This is a genomic window from Campylobacter sp. CFSAN093241 (genome assembly GCF_012889595.1).
In the GTDB taxonomy this organism is placed as follows: Bacteria; Campylobacterota; Campylobacteria; order Campylobacterales; family Campylobacteraceae; genus Campylobacter_D; species Campylobacter_D jejuni.
This window is the reverse complement of the sequence record NZ_CP040612.1, coordinates 469611-488209: the sequence shown is the minus strand read 5'-3', so window position 1 is coordinate 488209 and position 18599 is coordinate 469611. Positions and strand designations below refer to the sequence as shown.

Here is an 18599-nt window from a genome sequence, read left to right as displayed (position 1 = left end):
TTTATTGTCCTTGTTTGATATTTAAAATTTTAATAGTATCAATAGCTGATTTTAACTGTGCGTCATCATTGATTTGTTTTTGACTGATTAGATTTTTATTGTCTTTATTTTCTTGTTTATCTTCTTTTTTATTTTTATCTATTTTTTCAAGCTCACTTTCTAAATGTTGTTTTAAGTCGCTTTCTTTTATAGAAAAACCATCTTCTTGAGTATTTACTTTACCTGGAAAAACTTCAATATCAGGTTTTACACCCACTGCTTGAATAGTACGCCCGCTTGGAAGATAATATCTTGCAATAGTAAGCCTTAAAGCTTCAGTTTTATTAATAGGTATGATTTGCTGAACACTACCTTTTCCAAAAGTATTTTCACCCACAATAACACCGCGTTTAAGATCTTGTAAAGCTCCGCTTACGATTTCACTTGCACTAGCACTTCCACCATTTACAAGCACAACCAAAGAAGCATTAGAAATTTTGTTTTTAGGATCGGCTTTATATTCTTGATTTTCACTTGCGATGCGTCCTTTTTGAGAAACAATAACACCTTTATCTACAAATAAATTTACAAGTCCTATGGCTTGATTTAAAAGTCCACCAGGATTATTTCTAAGATCTAAAATAACTCCTTTAACATTAGGATATTTTTTAAGTTCTTTACTTGCCATATCTACAACATTTTTATCAAAATTTGTAACCCTAAGATAAAGAATGTTTTCATTTTCTATCATTTTTGCATAAACACTTTCTATCTTAATAATTTCTCTTGTAAGTGTAACATCAAAAGGTTTTGTTGCACCTTTTCTAAAAATAGTTAAAGTGATTTGAGTTTTTGGCTTACCACGCATTTTATCTACAGCATCATTGAGATTAATTCCTAAAGTGGCCTCATCATTAATTTTTAAAATAATATCTCCTGATTTTATCCCTGCTTTATCTGCTGGTGTTCCTTCTATAGGAGAAACAACTGTTAAAGCACCATCTTTCATACCTACGGTTATACCAAGGCCACCAAATTCGCCATTGGTTTGAATTTTCATATCATTAAAATCTTTTTCATTTAAAAAAGAAGAATGCGCATCAAGATTGCTTAAAAGTCCTGATAAAGATTTATCCACCAAATCGCTGATATTTTGATCATCCACATAGTATTGCTCTACTATGGCAAGAGTTTTTGTAAGCTTATCTAAAGCTTCTAGGCGTTTTTGAACCTGCTCTTCTTTTTGATCAACTTTAGCTTGTAAATGACTTGTTAAAAATAGACATAAAATGAAAGTAGTGGCAAAGCCTGCAAGACCCGCAAAAAATCGTTTTGTTTTCAAAATAAGCTCCATCATTGAGTTTTAGTTTAAAGAGTAAATTTTAATAAAAATTGCTTAAAAATTCGTAAATAAATTTAAATTCTTAAAAATATGTTAAAATAGACTAAAAATTTCAAAAAGAAAGTTAATACAATGTGCCAAGAAAAACATACTCATACACATTCTCAAAAACATCTTAAAGCAGTTTGCAATCGTCTAAGTAGAACCATAGGACATTTAAGCGCTATTAAAAGAATGGTTGAAAATGACAAAGACTGTAGTGAAATTTTAATCCAGCTTGCTGCCGTAAAAGCCGAAGTTAACAATACTGCAAAAGTAGTTTTAAAAGAACATTTAGCTCATTGTATGGTACACGCCGTAGAAGAAAATGATATTCAAAGTATAGAAGAATTAAACAAGGCTATAGATATGTTTATGAAATAATCTAAAATTAGTCATTTGTCCTATTATTTAAAAAATTTTACTCAATTAACTTGACATTATATGACTAAAGTTATATAATAGCAAGTCTATAAACTAAATAAAGGATAAAACATGGCAAATATACAAGATTTTTTAACTGATAATATGCTTTCAAACCTTGAAAGTGCAGCATCTTTAGCTATACATTCTAAAAATAATGAAGTTGTACCTTTACATCTTTTATGGGCTTTAAGCGTAGATAGTACAAGTATTTTAAATCAAATTTTAAATAAATTAAATATTTCTAAAGAAGCCTTAGAGCTTGAAATTAAAAGCAGAATTTCAAAACTTGCAACGAGTTCAAATGTAAACCGTGAAAATATACGCTTTTCCAATGAACTTATAAATTCATTAGAAAATGCTAAAGGATTAATGAGTGCTAATGGAGATAGTTATTTAAGTGTGGATACTTGGCTTATAAGTGAAAGTCAAAAAAGTCCTATTAAAGAAATTTTGGCGCAATTTTTAGATTTAAGAGAATTTCAAAAAGAGCTTGAAAGTCTAAGAGCGGGACGAAAAATGGATAGCAAAACAAGCGATGAAACTTTAGATAGCTTAAATAAATTTGGTATAGATTTAACCTTAAAAGCAAGCGAGGGTAAACTTGATCCTGTTATAGGCAGAGAAGAAGAAATCGAACGTTTGATGCAAATTTTAATACGTAAAACCAAAAATAACCCTATACTTTTAGGTGAACCAGGCGTAGGAAAAACAGCTATAGTAGAAGCTTTAGCACAAAGAATTATTAAAAAAGATGTTCCAAAATCTTTGCAAAATAAAAAAGTCATCGCTCTTGATATGAGTGCTTTAATTGCAGGTGCAAAATACAGAGGAGAATTTGAAGATAGATTAAAAGCTGTGGTTAATGAAGTGATAAAAAGTGAAAATATCATTCTTTTTATCGATGAAATTCACACTATAGTAGGAGCTGGAGCGAGTGAAGGCAGCATGGATGCGGCAAATATTTTAAAACCTGCTCTTGCAAGAGGTGAACTCCATACCATAGGCGCAACTACTTTAAAAGAATATCGTAAATATTTTGAAAAAGATGCAGCCTTGCAACGCCGTTTTCAACCTGTAAATGTAGGTGAGCCAAGTGTTAATGAGGCTTTGGCTATGTTAAGGGGTATAAAAGAAAAGCTTGAAATTCATCATAATGTAACCATAAATGATAGTGCTTTAGTAGCCGCAGCTAAACTTTCAAAGCGTTATATAGCAGATCGTTTTTTACCTGATAAGGCCATTGATTTAATCGATGAAGCTGCAGCTGAACTGAAAATGCAAATTGAAAGCGAACCAAGTTCTTTAAGAAAAGTACGCAAAGATATAGAAACTTTAGAAGTTGAAAATGAAGCTTTAAAAATGGAAAATGATGAAAAAAATCAAAAAAGACTCGATGAAATCGCAAAAGAACTAGCTAATTTAAAAGAAAAACAAAATGCCCTAAATTCACAGTTTGAAAATGAAAAAAGTGTTTTTGATGGCATAAGTGCTAAGAAAAAAGAAATTGATCTGCTTAAAAATGAAGCTTCTTTGGCTAAAGCTAGAGGTGAATTTCAAAAAGCAGCCGAGCTAGAGTATGGAAAAATTCCAAGTCTTGAAAAAGAAGTAGAAATTTTAGAAGATAAATGGAAAAAAATGAGTGAAAATGGAGTTTTACTTAAAAATCAAGTAGATGAGGATTTGGTTGCTGGAATTTTAAGCAAATGGACGGGTATTAGCGTGCAAAAAATGTTAACTTCTGAAAAACAAAAATTCTTAGAAGTGGAAAAACATTTAAAAGAAAGTGTCATAGGACAAGATAAGGCCTTAAGTGCTTTAGCTAGAGCCATTAAACGTAACAAAGCAGGGCTTAATGCGGACAATAAACCTATAGGAAGCTTTTTATTTTTAGGGCCAACAGGGGTAGGAAAAACACAATCGGCTAAAGCTTTGGCAAAATTTTTATTTGATGATGAAAAAGCAATGATTCGCTTTGATATGAGTGAATTTATGGAAAAACATAGTGTTTCAAGACTCTTAGGTGCGCCTCCAGGATATATAGGACATGAAGAAGGTGGAGAGCTTACTGAAGCCGTACGAAGAAAACCTTATAGCGTGCTTTTGTTTGATGAAGTTGAAAAAGCACATAAAGATGTATTTAATGTGCTTTTAGGGATTTTAGATGATGGTAGAGCAACCGATAGCAAAGGTGTAACAGTGGATTTTAAAAATACCATTATCATTCTAACTTCTAATATCGCCTCAAACGCTATTATGAATTTAAGCGGAAAAGAACAAGAAGATGCGGTAAAAAATGAGTTAAAAAATTTCTTTAAACCTGAGTTTTTAAACCGTTTAGATGATATTATCACCTTTAATCCACTTGGAAAAGATGAAGCTTATGAAATAGTCAAGCTTTTATTTAAAGATTTACAAATGAGCTTAGAAAACAAGGGAATAAAAGCAAGTTTAAGCGAAAATGCAGCCCTTTTAATCGCTAAAGATGGTTTTGACCCTGATTTTGGTGCTAGACCTTTAAGAAGAGCTATTTATGATCTTATAGAAGATAAATTAAGCGATATGATACTTGCTGATGAACTTCATGAAAATGATAGTATTATCATTGATGCAAAAGATGATGAAATAATCATCAAAAAAGCTTAATCATTTTGAAAGTAGATCTTTCTACTTTCAAAATATAATCTCGCTTTCATTAAATTTCATATTTGCTTTTGGTAATGGTGATTTGGTGGTATAATAAGCACTTTCTCCTTTATAATTTCCACGATAAACTCCATTAGGAATGCTAAATTTTCTAGTTGTATCAGGGAATTTTTCTATATATTGAGTTAAAAATTCTCTAAACACAGGAGCAGCTGTTCTAGCCCCACCTTCTGTATAACGCATAGGCTTGTTGTTATCATTTCCATACCAAATGATTGCTTCTATTTCAGGCGTAAGTCCACAAAACCAAGCATCAACACTTTTATTCGTTGTTCCTGTTTTTCCCGCTATTTCTATATCTTTTACTCTTGCATTACGCCCTGTGCCTTTTTCAACAACATTTCTCATCATATCTAAAACCAGAAAACTTTGCGCTTCATCGCTGACTTTACGCTCATTTGAGTTAAATTCCATGATGGTTTTACCAGTTTTATCCTGAACTTGTCTGATAATTTGAGGATCTTTAATCGTACCATAGTTCCCAAACATGGTATAAAATTTCGAATACTCCAAAGGAGAAATACCAAAACTTCCCAATACGATTGATAAATTAGGCGGTATATCTTTAAATCCAAATTCCATTAGTTTAGAGTAAAGAACATCAAGCCCCATATCAAGTGCGAGATTAATGGTAGCTAAATTTCTTGATCTTGTTAAAGCTTCTTTTAAGGTAATTAAACCTAAAAATTTACCCCCTTCATTTTTAGGTTTCCAATCCTCATTATTACCCGCTCCACCTTCAAAAATTCTAGAAATATCAGCAATTTCACTCATAGGCGAATATCCTAAATTAATCGCCACTTGATACACAAAAGGTTTAAAAGAGCTTCCAGGTTGACGCATACTTTGAGTAGCGCGGTTATAATTACTTTTTTCATAATCAACTCCACCTACCAAAGCTAAAACATCACCACTTTGATGATTTACCACGACCATAGCTCCGTTTAAAGTGCTTAAATTTGCATCTTTATCGCGTTTTACTATCTCATCATAACCAAATTTTAAAGCATTCTGTGCCATATTTTGAACATCTAAGTCTATATTTAAAATGATTTTATATCCACCTGTTTTTAAGTCTTTGATATTAGGGCTTAATTGTTTAATCACTTCATCTACGACATAAGGAGCAGCATTTTGAGTAAGCGTATCATCATAAACTTGCGGAATTTCTTTAATGGCTGTATCATAATCTGCTTTTGAAATCCAACCTAGATTATACATTCTTGAAATAACATTATTTGCTCTTGAGATGGAAAGATCTAAATGCTTTGTAGGATCATAACTGCTAGGTGCTTTTGGCATACCTACTAGCATAGCAATCTCTTTAAGGCTTAGTTCATTTAAATTTTTATGAAAATACCCCAAAGCTGCGGTTTTTACTCCATAATACCCATGTCCAAAAAAGATAAAATTTAAATACCTTTCTAAAATTTGTTCCTTAGTTAAAATGGTTTCCATTTTATAAGCAAGCAAAGCTTCTCGAATTTTACGCGCAATAGTTCTTTCTGGGGTTAATTCCGTGTTTTTAATAAATTGCTGAGTAAGAGTGGAAGCTCCTTCCATGGTTTTTCCACCACTTTTTATAATTTTTACGGCAGCTCTAAAAATGGCGTCGATATTAACTCCATTATGTTCAAAAAAGCTTGTATCTTCTATAGCAACCAAAGCTTCTATAAGGCGTGGAGGAAGCTCTTCATAAGGAGCGTAAAAACGATGTTGTTCAAAAATATTAGCCACAAGCTTGCCATTTCTATCGTAAATTTGTGTTGTAAGAGGAGGTTTGTATTCTTTAAAAGTATAACCCTCAGTATCAGCACTTGTGAAAAGATAAGCCACATAAATAAATCCAGCTATAAACAAAAGAGTAAAAAATGAAAAAATATATTTTAATATTTTCATAAATAAGCCTTTAAAGTTTGGATATCAAGCCCTAAAGCAGTGCTTAGATTTCCTACTTGTTGGGTGATGAAATTTTGATGAAAACCCTCACACATAATACAACCCGCCTTGCCTTTATAAAGATCATTTTCTACATAATCTCTTAAAGCATTTTCATCAAAATTTTTAAAATAAAGTGTAGTTTTTGAAAGAGAAAAAACTCTTTTTTCAGGTTTTACAAGCAAAAAAGCCGATAAAATACTTGCATACTTTCCATTTTGCAAGGCAAGCATTTCATAAGCTTCTTTTTTATCCTTTACTTTGGTAAGAATTTTTTCATCTATACAAACTATACTATCTGCAAAAAGCAAATTTTGGTTTTGAAAATCTTTGCCTAAAGTACTTAAAAATTGTCTTTCTTTTTCAAGAACTATTTTTTGAACATATAAAAAAGGTGAAATATTTTTATTTAAATTTTCATCATAATCAAAACTAACTTGCCTAAAATCAATCTTTGCGGTTTTAAGCAAGTTAGCTCTTGAAATGGAACTTGAAGCAAGAATTAACATTAAAGTGCTTTTTCTATCGTTTCTAAGCTTTGTTTTAAAGCTTCATTGATTTTGCTTAAATCTTTTCCACCTGCAGTAGCAAAATCATCTCTTCCGCCACCATTTCCACCTAAAATTTGCGCCGCTTCTTTAACCAAAGCTCCTGCTTTTAAAGGCACATCTTTAACGCCAGCTGCTAAAGTGATTTTTTCATCTTTTACTTGGATAAGTAAAATCACCGCTTTAGCAAATTTGTTTTTAAAATCATCAATCATAGCTTTAATATCGCCATTATCTATACGTTTTACGCAAATTTCAACACCTTGGATATTTTTAGAATCAAGCTCGGTTTTACTTGAATTTTTAAGCTCATTTTTTAAACTTAAAATTTCATTTTTAAGCTTTTTAATCCCGCTTAAAATATCATTATTTTTAAGTTCATCTTTTACTTTAGAAAGTTCTTCGAGTTGATTTTTTACAAATTCTAAAGCCGCTTTAGAAACCACAGCTTCAATACGTCTAACTCCAGCACTCACACCACTTTCTTTAACTATGTAAAAACTTCCTATTTGAGCAGTATTTTTAACATGAGTTCCCCCGCAAAGTTCTTTGCTTTCACCTAGAGTTAAAACACGCACATTGCCTTGGTATTTTTCATTAAACAATGCTATAGCACCGCTTTTTTTAGCTTCTTCTAAAGGCATATTTTCTAAGATAGCTTCGCTTGAGTTTATAATCATTTTATTGACTCTTTTTTCAATGCTTTCTAGCTCTTCTTTGTTTAAAGCTTTATGATGAGTAAAATCAAATCTTAGTTTATTGCTTTCAACCAAAGATCCTGCTTGGCTTACATGAGAACCTAAAATTTCTCTTAAAGCATGATGTAAAAGATGAGTGGCTGAGTGGTGGCGTGCGATTTGCTCTCTTTTTTCTGTATCGATTCTTGCATGAACTATATCGTTAACTTTTAGTTCTTCGCCTGCTTTTATAAAGCTAAGATTGAGATTAAAAAACTTTTGCGTATCTAAAACTTCACGCTTAGCTATAAATCCACTATCAGCACTTTGCCCCCCACTTGTTGCATAAAAAGGTGTGTTTTCAAGCATCACCCAACCCGCATCTTTAAGGGTGGAAACTTCTTTAAAATCTTCATCTAAAAGGGCTAAAATTTTACTTTCGCATTCTGCTTTTTCATAACCTACGAAATGATTTTCTCCAAATTTTTCAAGTAAGTTTTTAAAATCTCCGCTTGCAGTTTTATCTCCACTTCCTTTCCAAGAAGCCTTAGCGCGTGCTTTTTGCTCATTCATGAAAAGTTCAAATTTTTCTTCATCAACTTTAAGATTTTTTTCTCTTAGCATATCAGCCGTTAAATCAAGCGGAAAACCATAAGTATCATAAAGCTTAAAGGCTACTTCTCCGCTAAAAATTTCTTTAGTGTTTTTAAGCTCTTCATTAAAAATTTCAATCCCATTTTCTATAGTGCTTAAAAATCTTTCTTCTTCAAGGCGAATTTGTTCTTTTATAAAGTCTTTTTTCTCATTAAGATAGGTATAATGTCCGCCCATTAAATCGCACACAACATCAACTAGTTTATACATAAAAGCTTGTTTAAAACCTAGCAAATATCCATGCCTTAAAGCACGACGCAAAATACGACGCAAAACATAACCCCTACCTTCTTTATCAAAACTTACCCCTTGTGCAAGCAAAAATACACTTGATCTTATATGATCAGCTATGACTCTAAAACTTGCTCCGCTTTCATAAACATAAGTTTTATTACAAAGTTTTGAAATTTCATTGATGATTGGCATAAAAAGCGAGCTATCAAAATTGCTAAATTTACCTTCTTTAATCGCTGTTACCCTTTCAAGCCCCATTCCTGTATCAATGCTTGGCTTTGGCAGTGGGCTAAGCACTCCATCAGCACTTCTTTCGTATTGCATAAAAACAAGATTCCAGATTTCTAAAAATCTATCTCCATCTCCGCCCATATAATCTTCGCTTGAGTTAAAATGCTCTTGTCCTTGGTCATAAAAAATCTCACTACAAGGACCACAAGGACCAGTATCGCCCATTTGCCAGAAGTTATCTTTATCGCCAAATTTGTAAATTCTTTCTTTTTGAATGTGTTTTTGCCATAGATTAAAAGCTTCATCATCGTTTTCATGCACGGTTACATAAAGTTTATCTTTAGGTAGTTTTAAAACTTCAGTTACAAATTCCCAAGCATAAGCTATGGCTTGTTCTTTAAAATAATCTCCAAAACTAAAATTCCCAAGCATTTCAAAAAAAGTATGATGGCGTGCGGTATAGCCAACATTATCTAAGTCATTGTGCTTTCCACCTGCTCTTATACAAGTTTGACAGCTTGTTTTGCGTGGAGGGTTTGGGCGTGGAATTTCTCCTGTAAATATACTTTTAAAAGGCACCATGCCCGCATTGGTAAAAAGTAAAGTTGCATCATCAGGAACTAAAGGACTTGACGGGGTTATCTCATGTCCTTTTGATGCAAAAAAATCCAAATAAGCTTTTCTAATATCCATGAATTTTCCTAAAGAAATTTTTATAAAAACATATCATACCAAAATTACTTTAAATTAAGTAAAACTAAAATACAATAAACATTTTTATTTAATTTTATTTCTCTAAGGTTTTTTATGAATTTTATCAATCTTCAAGCCCAATATCTCGCATACAAAGATGAAATCAATGCTGAAATTGAAAGCGTTTTATCAAGCTCTTCTTTCATAGGCGGTGCAAAGCTTAACGAATTTGAGCAAAATTTAGCTCATTTCTTAGGTGTTAAACACGCTATAGGTTGCTCAAGTGGAACTAGTGCTTTATACCTTGCCTTAAGAGTCTTAGATATTGGTAAAGATGATGAAGTTATAGTGCCTAGTTTTACTTTCATAGCAACAGCTGAAGTTGTGGCCTTGGTAGGTGCAAAACCTGTTTTTGTAGATATAAATTTATCAAATTACAATCTTGATTTTAAAGCAGTGCAAAAAGCAATAACTCCAAAAACTAAAGCTGTTATAGCAGTGAGTATGTTTGGACAAATGAGTGATTTAAGGGCTTTAGAAGAAATTTTAAAAGATAAAAATATCACTTTGATCGAAGATGGTGCACAAAGTTTTGGCGCAAGTTTCAAAGGAGAAAAATCCTGCTCTATAGCTAAAATTTCATGCACAAGCTTTTTTCCTTCGAAGCCTTTGGGAGCTTATGGCGATGGCGGGGCTATTTTTTGCCATGATGATGAAATTGCTAAAAAAATAAGAATTTTACTCAATCACGGACAAACTCAGCGTTATAAACATGAATTTATAGGTATAAATGGACGCCTTGACACCTTACAAGCAGCGATTTTAAATGTTAAGTTAAAATACCTAGAAAAAGAATTAGACAAAAGACAAAAATTAGCACAAATTTATAATGCAAATTTAAAAAACTGCCAAATTCCACAAATTAATCCAAATGCTTTTAGTGCTTATGCACAATACAGCGTTTTAGTTGAAGATAGAGCTAGTGTATTGCAAAAATTTGAAAAAGCTAATATACCTTATGCTATACACTATCCAACCCCTTTGCATAAACAACCTTGCTTTAGTGAGTTTTCAAATTTAGAACTTAAAAATTCAGAATACGCAAGCGAACACATCTTATCTTTGCCTTTTTCACCTTTTTTAAGTGAAGAAGAGCAAGAGCAAGTTATTTGTATTTTTAAAGATTGATTCCATGAAAATAGGTATCATAGGCCTTGGAAAAATGGGGCAAAACCACTTAAATGAACTTAGTAAAAATTCTCATTTTAAACTTAATGCACTTTTTGATCTTTGCAAAAATCCAAACCTAAATATTTTTGATGATATTTTTTATGATATTTTTTATGATGATTTGGATAAATTTTTAAATCAAAATAATGATATTATCATCATAGCAACACCTACAAATTCACATTTAACAATAGCAAAAAAAGTTTTTAAACAATGCAAATGCGTTTTAATCGAAAAGCCTTTAGCTCTAAATTTAAAAGAAATAGACGAAATTTCAAATTTAGCTAAAGAATACAGCATAAAAGTAGGTGTAGGTTTTTGCGAAAGATTTAATCCTGCGGTTTTAGCCCTAAAAAAAGAGCTTGAAAATGAAGAAATTATCAGCATTAACATACAAAGATTTTCACCCTACCCACAAAGAATCAGCGATGTAGGGATTTTGCAAGATTTGGCTGTGCATGATCTTGATTTGCTTTGTTTTTTAAGCAAACAAGAAATAACAAAAACCAATTTGCTTAAAAAATACACCCAAGATCAAACAAGAGAAAGTGAAAGCATTATTCTATGTGAGCTTGAAAAATGTATTGCTAGCATACATCAAAGTTGGAATAGCACACAAAAACTAAGAAAAATTCATCTTATTACTAAAAATCATTTTTATGAAGCCAATTTAAATGACTTTTCTTTATTAAAAGATGGAAATTTTATAGAACTTACTCAACAAAGTCCACTTTTTTCAGAACACGAAGCTTTGTTAAAACTTATCGATAATCAACCCAATCATTTAGCCAGCACGAGCGATGCTTACAAAGTTCAAGAAATTTTAGAAAGGTTTGCGTGAAATTAGTTTTATTTTTAAATATGGGCGGAGCTACGAATTTACAAGATTGTGAAGTTTTTTTAAAAAATATGTTTAATGATCCTTATATTTTAGGAATCAAAAATCGATTTTTAAGAAAATTTGTAGCATGGATCATAACAAAGGCTCGCGTTAAAGCCATGCAAGAAAACTATAAAAAAATGGGCGGAAAATCCCCTTTAAACGAACTTACTCAAAGCCTGTGTGACAAGCTTAATTTAAAACAAGATGAATTTAAATTTGATTTTGTAAATCTTTATGTTCCTCCTTTTGCCACAGAAATTTTGCAAAAATACACTTTAAATGCAAGTGATGAAATCATTCTTTTTCCACTTTATCCGCACCATTCTTGCACCACAGTAACTTCATCTTTAGAAGTTCTGCAAAATGAAATTTCAAAGCAAAAAATTCAAGCAAAAGTAAAAACTATAGATATTTTTTACAAAAATGAGCTTTATAACGAGATGATAGTTTCGCACATTTTGGCTAAAAAAAGTAAATTTGATGCCAAAATTTTGATTTTTTCAGCGCATTCTTTACCACAAAGCATTATTGATAAAGGTGATTTATATGAAAAGCATGTAAATGATCATGTAGAAATTTTAAAAGAAAAGCTAAAAGATCATTTTGATGAATTTATTTTAGCTTATCAGTCTAAACTAGGCCCTGTAAAATGGCTTGAACCAAATACAAGCGATGTTTTGGCAAATTTAAACGATAAAGCTCTGATTTACCCTATTTCTTTTTGCATTGATTGTTCTGAAACGATTTTTGAGCTAGGTATGGAGTATAAACATTTAGCAAAGTGCGATTATGATTTAATCACTTGCCCAAATGATAGTGATGAATTTATCCACTTTATTTTAAAGTATTTGTCTGATTTTAATTAAGAATGATTTTGAAGTCCTTGTTTATGATTACAAGGACTTTTTAGTAAAAATTTAGCCAACTAAGCTAAAGTATAAGCTTTTTCTCCGTGCAAACTCACATCTAAGCCTTTTTGCTCTACTTCTTCTTTTACTCTTAAGTCTGTAAAACAAGAGATAATCTTAAAAATAACAAAGCTTATAAGAGCTGACAAAACCACACAAATCACAATAGCAAAAATTTGCTCTTTTAAAAGTTCCAAACTTCCGCTGATAAAAAATCCCTCGCCAAGTGCATTTTGGGCAATCACATTAGGATTTACTTTAGCACTTGCAAAAAGCCCTGTGGCAATTCCTCCCCAAATACCTCCGATTCCATGTAAAGAAAAGGCATCTAAAGAATCATCCCATTTGAGTTTGTATTTAATAAAACTTAAACCAAAATAACAAAACACAGAAGACAAAGTCCCTATAACAAGAGAAGCATAAATATCTACATAACCGCAAGCTGGAGTAATTCCCACAAGCCCTGCTACAAGCCCACTAAGTCCACCTAAAATAGTCGGTTTTTTATGGATGAGCCACTCAAGTACCACCCAAGATAAAAAGCCGCAAGCTGCTGATATAATACTTACTATAAAAGCATTGATAGCAATATCATTCATTTCGCCAGCACTTCCAGCATTAAAACCTAACCATCCTATAAAAAGCAAAATCGCACCTAAGAAAGCATAAGGAATAGAATGCGCGTTTTTATCCTCATCATCACTTTTTCTAGCGCCTACCATCAAAGCTCCTACAAGTCCAGCAACCCCAGAGCTAATATGCACAACACCGCCCCCAGCAAAATCAAGACTTCCTCTTTTAAGCAAAAATCCCTCACTGCTCCAAATCATATGTGCTAACACATCATAAACTAAAGTACTCCAAAAAAGTAGAAATATCACCAAAACACCCAGTTTAATTCTTCCCACCAAAGAGCCTGTTATGATGGCAGATGCAATAAGTGCAAACATCATTTGAAAAATCACAAAAAGAATATTTGGAACGCCTGAAGCGTTGTATCCGCTAATACCCTCTAAGAGGAAATTCTCGAAATTTCCTACAAGCCCAAGTCCTTCATCTTTACCAAAAGAAAGACTAAATCCAAGCACTACCCATTGTAAAGTAATAACACCAAAAACAATAAAGCAATTCATTATAGTATTAAGAGTATTTTTACTTCTTACCATACCTGAATAAAACATTGCCAAAGCTGGAGTCATAAGCAAAACTAGCAAAGTACACAACACAATAAAACTTGAATTTATCGCATTCATTTACCTGTCCTTTCTTACAAAAATTTAATTGCGAGATAATTATATTTAAAATGATTTAAAAAAATATAAATTTAAGAAATATTTTATATATTTTTTTTATCAAAATTTATTTTTTTATCTTAAATTACTATAAATAGGTATTTTAAAAAATATTTTACTTCTCTATAATTCAAAATTACTAGCATTAAAATAAAAATTTGAGCCAAGTTAAAAAACAACAAAGATAAAAAGGATTATTACAAGATAATGAAGAAAAAATTTGATTATTTAATAAAATTATCTGATATTAAAAAAGTAATTGTGCTTTAAAATGATCTAAAAGCTCTTCTTTAGCTTTTAAAATATCATCAGTATTTAACTCAAGATCAATCTTATCTGGTTTTTTATAAGTTTTATCATAATACTCCAAAAGCATAACAATAAGCTTTTGCCATTCTTTTCTCTCATAACTTTGAAGCAAATCTTGGCGTAAATTTAAGCTGATATAAGGACTGATTTTTTGCACACATTGTTGAAATTTCAAAGGAGTCATTTTTTCTTGATAAATTTTTTGTATTCTTCTAACGCGATTTTCCAAAGAACAAAAACAATAAATTTTAAAAGCCTTTTGCATTTTTTCATAAAATTTCAAAGGTAAGATAATATCCCCTATTTTGCGACTTTCGCTTTCTATGAAAGCAAAATTTTCTAAATTTTGAATATTGTGAAAAAGTTCTGCTTCAAAAGCTTTTTGCGTAGGTTGTTTTCCTAAAATATCACCAAAAGACGAGCCTAAATGATTTGCCATTTTTTCTAAATTTATAGCTTGTGGGAGTTGTTCTAAAAGCTCTGTTTTTCCACAACCTGTATTACCACAAAGAGCAAAAAAATCAAAATTTATTTCATTTTCGAAATAATGCGTTACAAAAGTTCTATAAGCTTTAAACCCACCTTTTAAACGCACCACCCTAAAGCCAAGCTCACTTAAAATCACTGCGATAGACTTTGAACGCAAACCCCCACGAGAACAATAAATCCCCACCTTTTCTCCTATGCGAAAATTTTGAGTGATTTCTAATATATGCTTAGCGGTATTTTGACAAATATAACTCGCACCCATAGCCTTAGCTAAAGCTTGATTTTTCTTATAAATTGTTCCTATTTCTTGATATTCTTCATCATTGAGTGCATAAAAATTTAAAGCTCCTATCAAGTGAGAATGCAAAAATTCTCTAGGGCTTCTTGCATCGATTAAAAAAGAGAAATTTTCTTTTTGAAACTCTACAAATTCAACTTCACTGAGCATTTTTAAAAGCCAAAACAAGTTTTTGATAAACTTGCTCTATATTAGTGCCACAAACCCTAGTTTCTCCTATGGTTGTGATAAAATTTGTATCTCCTGACCAGCGTGGCACTAGATGATAATGACAATGAAAAGCTATGCCAGCTCCTGCATCCTTGCTTAAATTCATACCGATATTCACTCCATTTGCATGAATTTGCTCTTTTAAAATTTTTACCCCCAAACGCACAAAATAACTCATTTCTTGCCAAATTTCATCACTTAAATTTTCTATATGCTCTTCATGTATATAAGGAATCACCATAAAATGCCCTGCAGAATAAGGATAGCGGTTCATCACTCCAAAACAATGCTTTGCTCTAAAAATCACGCCTAATTCTTCATCGCTTTTGATCTTATTAGCACAATCACAAAATGGACAAATGCTTTTTACTTTTTCAAAATACTCACTCCGCCATGGTGCATACAAATACTGCATTTTCCCTCCTTAAAGCAAAGCTTTTAAAGCCTTTCCTTCATCTTTTTCGCGCATAAAATATTCGCCGATTAAAAAAGCATCAACGCCTAAATTTTGCAAATGCTCTAAAAATTCTTTATTTTCTAAACCACTTTCTGCGATGATGATTTTTGAATTTGGGATTTGTGGGATAAGTTTTTCGCACAAACTCATATCCATAGTAAAATCCTCTAAATTACGATGATTGATACCGATAATATCCGCTCCAGCAAAAATAGCCTTACTCAAATCCTCTTTATCATGGATTTCAACCAAAGCCTCAAGACCTAAATGTCTTGCAAACTCAAGCAGTTTTTTAAGCTCTTTCATGCTTAGCATTTTAGCGATTAATAATACAAAATCCGCCCCATAAACCAAAGCTTCTAAAATTTGATACTCATCAAAGATAAAATCTTTTCTAAGTAAAGGAATTTGCGTATAACGGCGTATAAGACTTAAGTATTCTAAAGAACCTTTAAAAAAATGCGGCTCAGTTAAAACAGAAATCGCCGCAGCTTTGTTCTTCTCATAATTTAAAGCGATACTCAAAGGATCAAAGTCTTCTCTAATGACTCCCTTGCTAGGGCTTGCTTTTTTTACTTCTGCTATGATTTTAACTTCTTTTTCTACTCTTTTTAAAGCCTTAATCACATCTTTTGGAAAGAAAGGATTTGAAGCTAAAGAACGCCCTAACATATCATAAGGAAGTTTTAGTTTGCGTTCTTTTAAATCTTCTTTTGTTTTTTCAAAAATTTTATCCAATATCATGGTTTTATACACGCCTTTATCGCTTTTATATGAGCTTTGCTCTCATCAGAATTTGCAAATTCTTTATCATCTAATGTTTGTTTTAAAATTTCCCATGCTTGCTTACAATCGCCTAGTTTATAATACCCCCAAGCTAAAGAATCTAAATAATACAAATTCTGTGGATCTTTTTCTAAGGCAAGTTTCACAAGCTCTATACCTTTTTTAACATCTAAATCATAATCTATAAGCAAATATCCATAGTAGTTTAAATACAAAGCATTGCTATCTTTATCGATAGCCTGTTCGAATTTTTCTTTTACAGAATCAATTACTTTTGGAGTGATTTTTTTAGCTTCATTTGCAGCTTCAAATTCAAAAACTGCCGCTCGTAGAAGATATTCTTTATTTTTTGTTTTATGATAAAGAGCTAAACTCATTTTTTTAGCATCATCAAAGCGTTTTAAATTCTGATACAAAGCGAGTTTAATGTCATCATCTAAATCATACTGCAAAGAAATTTTTAAAGCTTCTTCTGTTTTGCCTTGAGAATTTAAAAGCTCAACTAAAGCCAATACAAAACTTTTATTTTTGGTAAGTTGATAAAGCTCTTTATATATACTTTTTAAAGCTTCGATATTTTTTTCATCAAAATAAATTTTAGCAAGCAAGACGCAAGTTTTGAGAGTGCAACCATTGGTTTTTCTTGAAAATTCTAAAACATTTTTAATATTTAAAGTATCATTCAAAATCGCATAAATTCCTATGAGTTTAAATAAAATTTCTTCATTTTGCACTTGATTATAAGCAGATCTATAGTATTTTGTAGCATTTTTTAAATCATTTTTTTTAACCAAAATATCTCCGTAAAGCTCTAAATTTCTAGGATCACTATCCTTTTTTGTTAAAAGCTCTTTCATAAGTTTTTGAGCATTGTTGATATCATTTGAATTTAAAGCATAAAGAGCACTAAGTCGCTTAAGATTGTCATTTTGATTTAAATAAGGCTTTGCTAGATTATCTAACTCTGCTTGCTTGTCAAGATTGTTTGCTAAAGAAAGTAAAAATGCATTTTCTAAAAAATTAGTATTATTATAATCTTGATAAAGACTTAAAAATTCATCTCTGGCTTCTTTGTATTGTTTATAATACTCATAATTATAAGCCTTCATAACCCTTAAATCAAAATCATTGCTTTTATATTTTGTATAATCAGGATAAACAACATTGATTTTTGAACTTCCACAAGCTGCCAAAAAAAAGGCTGCTAAGACAAATAACAAATACCTATACATTCTTTTTCTAATTCCTTTTGATGTGTTTTAAAATATTCCCAAAATGGAAAAGTTCTGCATTGTTTTGGACGAAAATCGTAGATACTACAATTTCTTTTTTGAGTATCAAAAAAAATGCAAGCAAAGCCATCTTCACATTCGACCTCCTTAAAACTCATTTTAAAGCCCACTTTTCTCAAGTATTTTTCAGCAAATTCTTTGCTTTCTAAATTTAAATGCTTTCTTAATGCTTCTAATTCTTCCTTGCTCGCAAAAATATTGCCACTTTCTCCAGTGCAACACTTTCCACCGCATTTCTCACAAGCATTTTCATCAAAAGCATAAGAAAAATTTTTATCAAATATCATAACTTTTTAACCTAAATCTTAAGTGAATTTCTTGCATTTGTTTGCTTAAAATTTCATTTTCATATACAAAAAAAGGAGGTAAAATCTCACAAGGCGATTTTGAACCTTTTTTTACCTGTATCAAAACAAGTCTTGCTTTTTTGTTTTGATGTGTATGTACAAAGCAAAGCTTTGTTATTTTCATTTTCATATCTTTTAAAATAAAACAAATTTCATCTAAAGCTAAAGCTTCATAGCAAAAATACAAAGTACCATTTGGCTTAAGCATAGAATTTGTTTTAGCTAAAAAGCTATGCAAGGGTAAAAATTCCTGAAATTTACTTATAGCTTTATGCTGATCTTCACTCTTGTAAGCTCCTTGTCTATAAAATGGAGGATTGCAGACTATGAAGTCAAATTTTTTTATGATTTGAAATTGATTAAAATCATCATGAAAAATATCGCCTTGTATTTTGTTGGATTTTAAATTTTTTTCAATCAATTTTATATTTTCTTTTTGAATATCAATCAAAGATAAACTTAAATTTGCAATATTTTTTTTAAGTAAAATACCTATGATACCACAGCCCGCACCTACATCAAAAACAGCGCCTTTAATTCCTTGTTTTAAAATAAAATCAGCTAAAATTAAAGAATCACTATTGTAACGATACCCTTGTGATAATTGTGCTAGCGTAATCAGATCTGACATATA

Annotated in this window: 16 protein-coding genes; 5 read left to right on the top strand and 11 right to left on the bottom strand. The window is 31.2% G+C overall.

Going from position 1 to position 18599, the window contains the following annotated elements; translation table 11 throughout:
- Position 1: 1 nt before the first annotated feature.
- Positions 2 to 1336, bottom strand: a complete 1335-nt coding sequence (locus tag FBE96_RS02550) for a S41 family peptidase (protein ID WP_002872000.1) — start codon at positions 1334 to 1336, stop codon at positions 2 to 4.
- Between the two features lie 117 nt (positions 1337 to 1453).
- On the opposite strand from FBE96_RS02550, the gene FBE96_RS02545 reads away from it, so the two are divergent.
- Both FBE96_RS02545 and FBE96_RS02540 read left to right on the top strand, forming a co-directional pair.
- Positions 1454 to 1744 (top strand): metal-sensing transcriptional repressor, encoded by a 291-nt coding sequence (locus FBE96_RS02545; protein WP_002855280.1) that lies wholly within the window; start codon positions 1454 to 1456, stop codon positions 1742 to 1744.
- Between the two features lie 111 nt (positions 1745 to 1855).
- On the top strand, positions 1856 to 4429 hold the full coding sequence (locus tag FBE96_RS02540; RefSeq protein WP_002858618.1) for an AAA family ATPase: 2574 nt from the start codon (positions 1856 to 1858) through the stop codon (positions 4427 to 4429).
- A 27-nt stretch (positions 4430 to 4456) separates the two neighbouring features.
- On the opposite strand, the gene FBE96_RS02535 is transcribed toward FBE96_RS02540, so the two are convergent.
- The 3 genes from FBE96_RS02535 to alaS are packed head-to-tail and all read right to left on the bottom strand — an operon-like array spanning position 4457 to position 9464.
- The gene (locus FBE96_RS02535; protein ID WP_002872099.1) at positions 4457 to 6388 is read right to left on the bottom strand and encodes a penicillin-binding protein 1A; all 1932 of its coding nucleotides are present in this window, start codon (positions 6386 to 6388) and stop codon (positions 4457 to 4459) included.
- Positions 6385 to 6936: a septum formation inhibitor Maf gene (maf, locus tag FBE96_RS02530; RefSeq protein ID WP_002896317.1), complete on the bottom strand. Its 552-nt coding sequence runs from the start codon at positions 6934 to 6936 to the stop codon at positions 6385 to 6387. Before maf ends, FBE96_RS02535 begins: the two co-directional genes overlap by 4 nt.
- Positions 6936 to 9464: an alanine--tRNA ligase gene (gene alaS, locus FBE96_RS02525; protein ID WP_002872100.1), complete on the bottom strand. Its 2529-nt coding sequence runs from the start codon at positions 9462 to 9464 to the stop codon at positions 6936 to 6938. Before alaS ends, maf begins: the two co-directional genes overlap by 1 nt.
- Before the next feature lie 114 nt (positions 9465 to 9578).
- On the opposite strand from alaS, the gene FBE96_RS02520 reads away from it, so the two are divergent.
- Genes FBE96_RS02520 through hemH form a run of 3 tightly spaced genes read left to right on the top strand, consistent with a single transcriptional unit; the run spans position 9579 to position 12443 of the window.
- Positions 9579 to 10652: a DegT/DnrJ/EryC1/StrS aminotransferase family protein gene (locus tag FBE96_RS02520; RefSeq protein WP_002868051.1), complete on the top strand. Its 1074-nt coding sequence runs from the start codon at positions 9579 to 9581 to the stop codon at positions 10650 to 10652.
- A 4-nt stretch (positions 10653 to 10656) separates the two neighbouring features.
- Complete coding sequence (locus FBE96_RS02515; RefSeq protein ID WP_002872101.1) at positions 10657 to 11535, top strand: Gfo/Idh/MocA family oxidoreductase; 879 nt, start codon at positions 10657 to 10659, stop codon at positions 11533 to 11535.
- A complete protein-coding gene (gene hemH / locus FBE96_RS02510; RefSeq protein WP_002859048.1) occupies positions 11532 to 12443 on the top strand; it encodes a ferrochelatase in 912 nt (303 codons plus the stop codon). Before FBE96_RS02515 ends, hemH begins: the two co-directional genes overlap by 4 nt.
- Positions 12444 to 12502: 59 nt before the next feature.
- Here hemH and FBE96_RS02505 read toward each other — a convergent pair whose 3' ends face one another.
- The 7 genes from FBE96_RS02505 to FBE96_RS02475 all read right to left on the bottom strand — a co-directional run bounded on the left by FBE96_RS02505 (position 12503) and on the right by FBE96_RS02475 (position 18596).
- Positions 12503 to 13738, bottom strand: coding sequence for an ammonium transporter (locus FBE96_RS02505; RefSeq protein WP_002780812.1), 1236 nt, complete (start codon positions 13736 to 13738; stop codon positions 12503 to 12505).
- Between the two features lie 286 nt (positions 13739 to 14024).
- The gene (gene mnmH, locus FBE96_RS02500) at positions 14025 to 15023 is read right to left on the bottom strand and encodes a tRNA 2-selenouridine(34) synthase MnmH (protein ID WP_002854897.1); all 999 of its coding nucleotides are present in this window, start codon (positions 15021 to 15023) and stop codon (positions 14025 to 14027) included.
- Positions 15013 to 15498: an HIT domain-containing protein gene (locus FBE96_RS02495; RefSeq protein WP_002858543.1), complete on the bottom strand. Its 486-nt coding sequence runs from the start codon at positions 15496 to 15498 to the stop codon at positions 15013 to 15015. Before FBE96_RS02495 ends, mnmH begins: the two co-directional genes overlap by 11 nt.
- 9 nt (positions 15499 to 15507) lie before the next feature.
- Complete coding sequence (gene trpC, locus FBE96_RS02490; RefSeq protein WP_002854779.1) at positions 15508 to 16284, bottom strand: indole-3-glycerol phosphate synthase TrpC; 777 nt, start codon at positions 16282 to 16284, stop codon at positions 15508 to 15510.
- A complete protein-coding gene (locus FBE96_RS02485; RefSeq protein WP_002858550.1) occupies positions 16281 to 17558 on the bottom strand; it encodes a hypothetical protein in 1278 nt (425 codons plus the stop codon). The genes trpC and FBE96_RS02485 overlap by 4 nt, the downstream gene beginning before the upstream one ends.
- The gene (locus FBE96_RS02480; protein ID WP_002855009.1) at positions 17531 to 17905 is read right to left on the bottom strand and encodes a YkgJ family cysteine cluster protein; all 375 of its coding nucleotides are present in this window, start codon (positions 17903 to 17905) and stop codon (positions 17531 to 17533) included. Before FBE96_RS02480 ends, FBE96_RS02485 begins: the two co-directional genes overlap by 28 nt.
- Positions 17895 to 18596 (bottom strand): tRNA1(Val) (adenine(37)-N6)-methyltransferase, encoded by a 702-nt coding sequence (locus tag FBE96_RS02475; RefSeq protein WP_002858505.1) that lies wholly within the window; start codon positions 18594 to 18596, stop codon positions 17895 to 17897. Before FBE96_RS02475 ends, FBE96_RS02480 begins: the two co-directional genes overlap by 11 nt.
- Positions 18597 to 18599: the final 3 nt, after the last annotated feature.

Excerpts from the sequence above, each read along its gene's own strand:
- FBE96_RS02480 (WP_002855009.1), bottom strand. The coding sequence starts at position 17,905 with ATGATATTTGATAAAAATTTTTCTTATGCTTTTGATGAAAATGCTTGT.
- FBE96_RS02475 (WP_002858505.1), bottom strand. The coding sequence starts at position 18,596 with ATGTCAGATCTGATTACGCTAGCACAATTATCACAAGGGTATCGTTAC.
- FBE96_RS02520 (WP_002868051.1), top strand. The coding sequence starts at position 9,579 with ATGAATTTTATCAATCTTCAAGCCCAATATCTCGCATACAAAGATGAA.
- FBE96_RS02550 (WP_002872000.1), bottom strand. The coding sequence starts at position 1,336 with ATGATGGAGCTTATTTTGAAAACAAAACGATTTTTTGCGGGTCTTGCA.
- alaS (WP_002872100.1), bottom strand. The coding sequence starts at position 9,464 with ATGGATATTAGAAAAGCTTATTTGGATTTTTTTGCATCAAAAGGACAT.
- FBE96_RS02545 (WP_002855280.1), top strand. The coding sequence starts at position 1,454 with ATGTGCCAAGAAAAACATACTCATACACATTCTCAAAAACATCTTAAA.
- FBE96_RS02540 (WP_002858618.1), top strand. The coding sequence starts at position 1,856 with ATGGCAAATATACAAGATTTTTTAACTGATAATATGCTTTCAAACCTT.
- FBE96_RS02495 (WP_002858543.1), bottom strand. The coding sequence starts at position 15,498 with ATGCAGTATTTGTATGCACCATGGCGGAGTGAGTATTTTGAAAAAGTA.
- maf (WP_002896317.1), bottom strand. The coding sequence starts at position 6,936 with ATGTTAATTCTTGCTTCAAGTTCCATTTCAAGAGCTAACTTGCTTAAA.
- FBE96_RS02485 (WP_002858550.1), bottom strand. The coding sequence starts at position 17,558 with ATGTATAGGTATTTGTTATTTGTCTTAGCAGCCTTTTTTTTGGCAGCT.
- trpC (WP_002854779.1), bottom strand. The coding sequence starts at position 16,284 with ATGATATTGGATAAAATTTTTGAAAAAACAAAAGAAGATTTAAAAGAA.
- FBE96_RS02535 (WP_002872099.1), bottom strand. The coding sequence starts at position 6,388 with ATGAAAATATTAAAATATATTTTTTCATTTTTTACTCTTTTGTTTATA.
- mnmH (WP_002854897.1), bottom strand. The coding sequence starts at position 15,023 with ATGCTCAGTGAAGTTGAATTTGTAGAGTTTCAAAAAGAAAATTTCTCT.
- FBE96_RS02505 (WP_002780812.1), bottom strand. The coding sequence starts at position 13,738 with ATGAATGCGATAAATTCAAGTTTTATTGTGTTGTGTACTTTGCTAGTT.
- FBE96_RS02515 (WP_002872101.1), top strand. The coding sequence starts at position 10,657 with ATGAAAATAGGTATCATAGGCCTTGGAAAAATGGGGCAAAACCACTTA.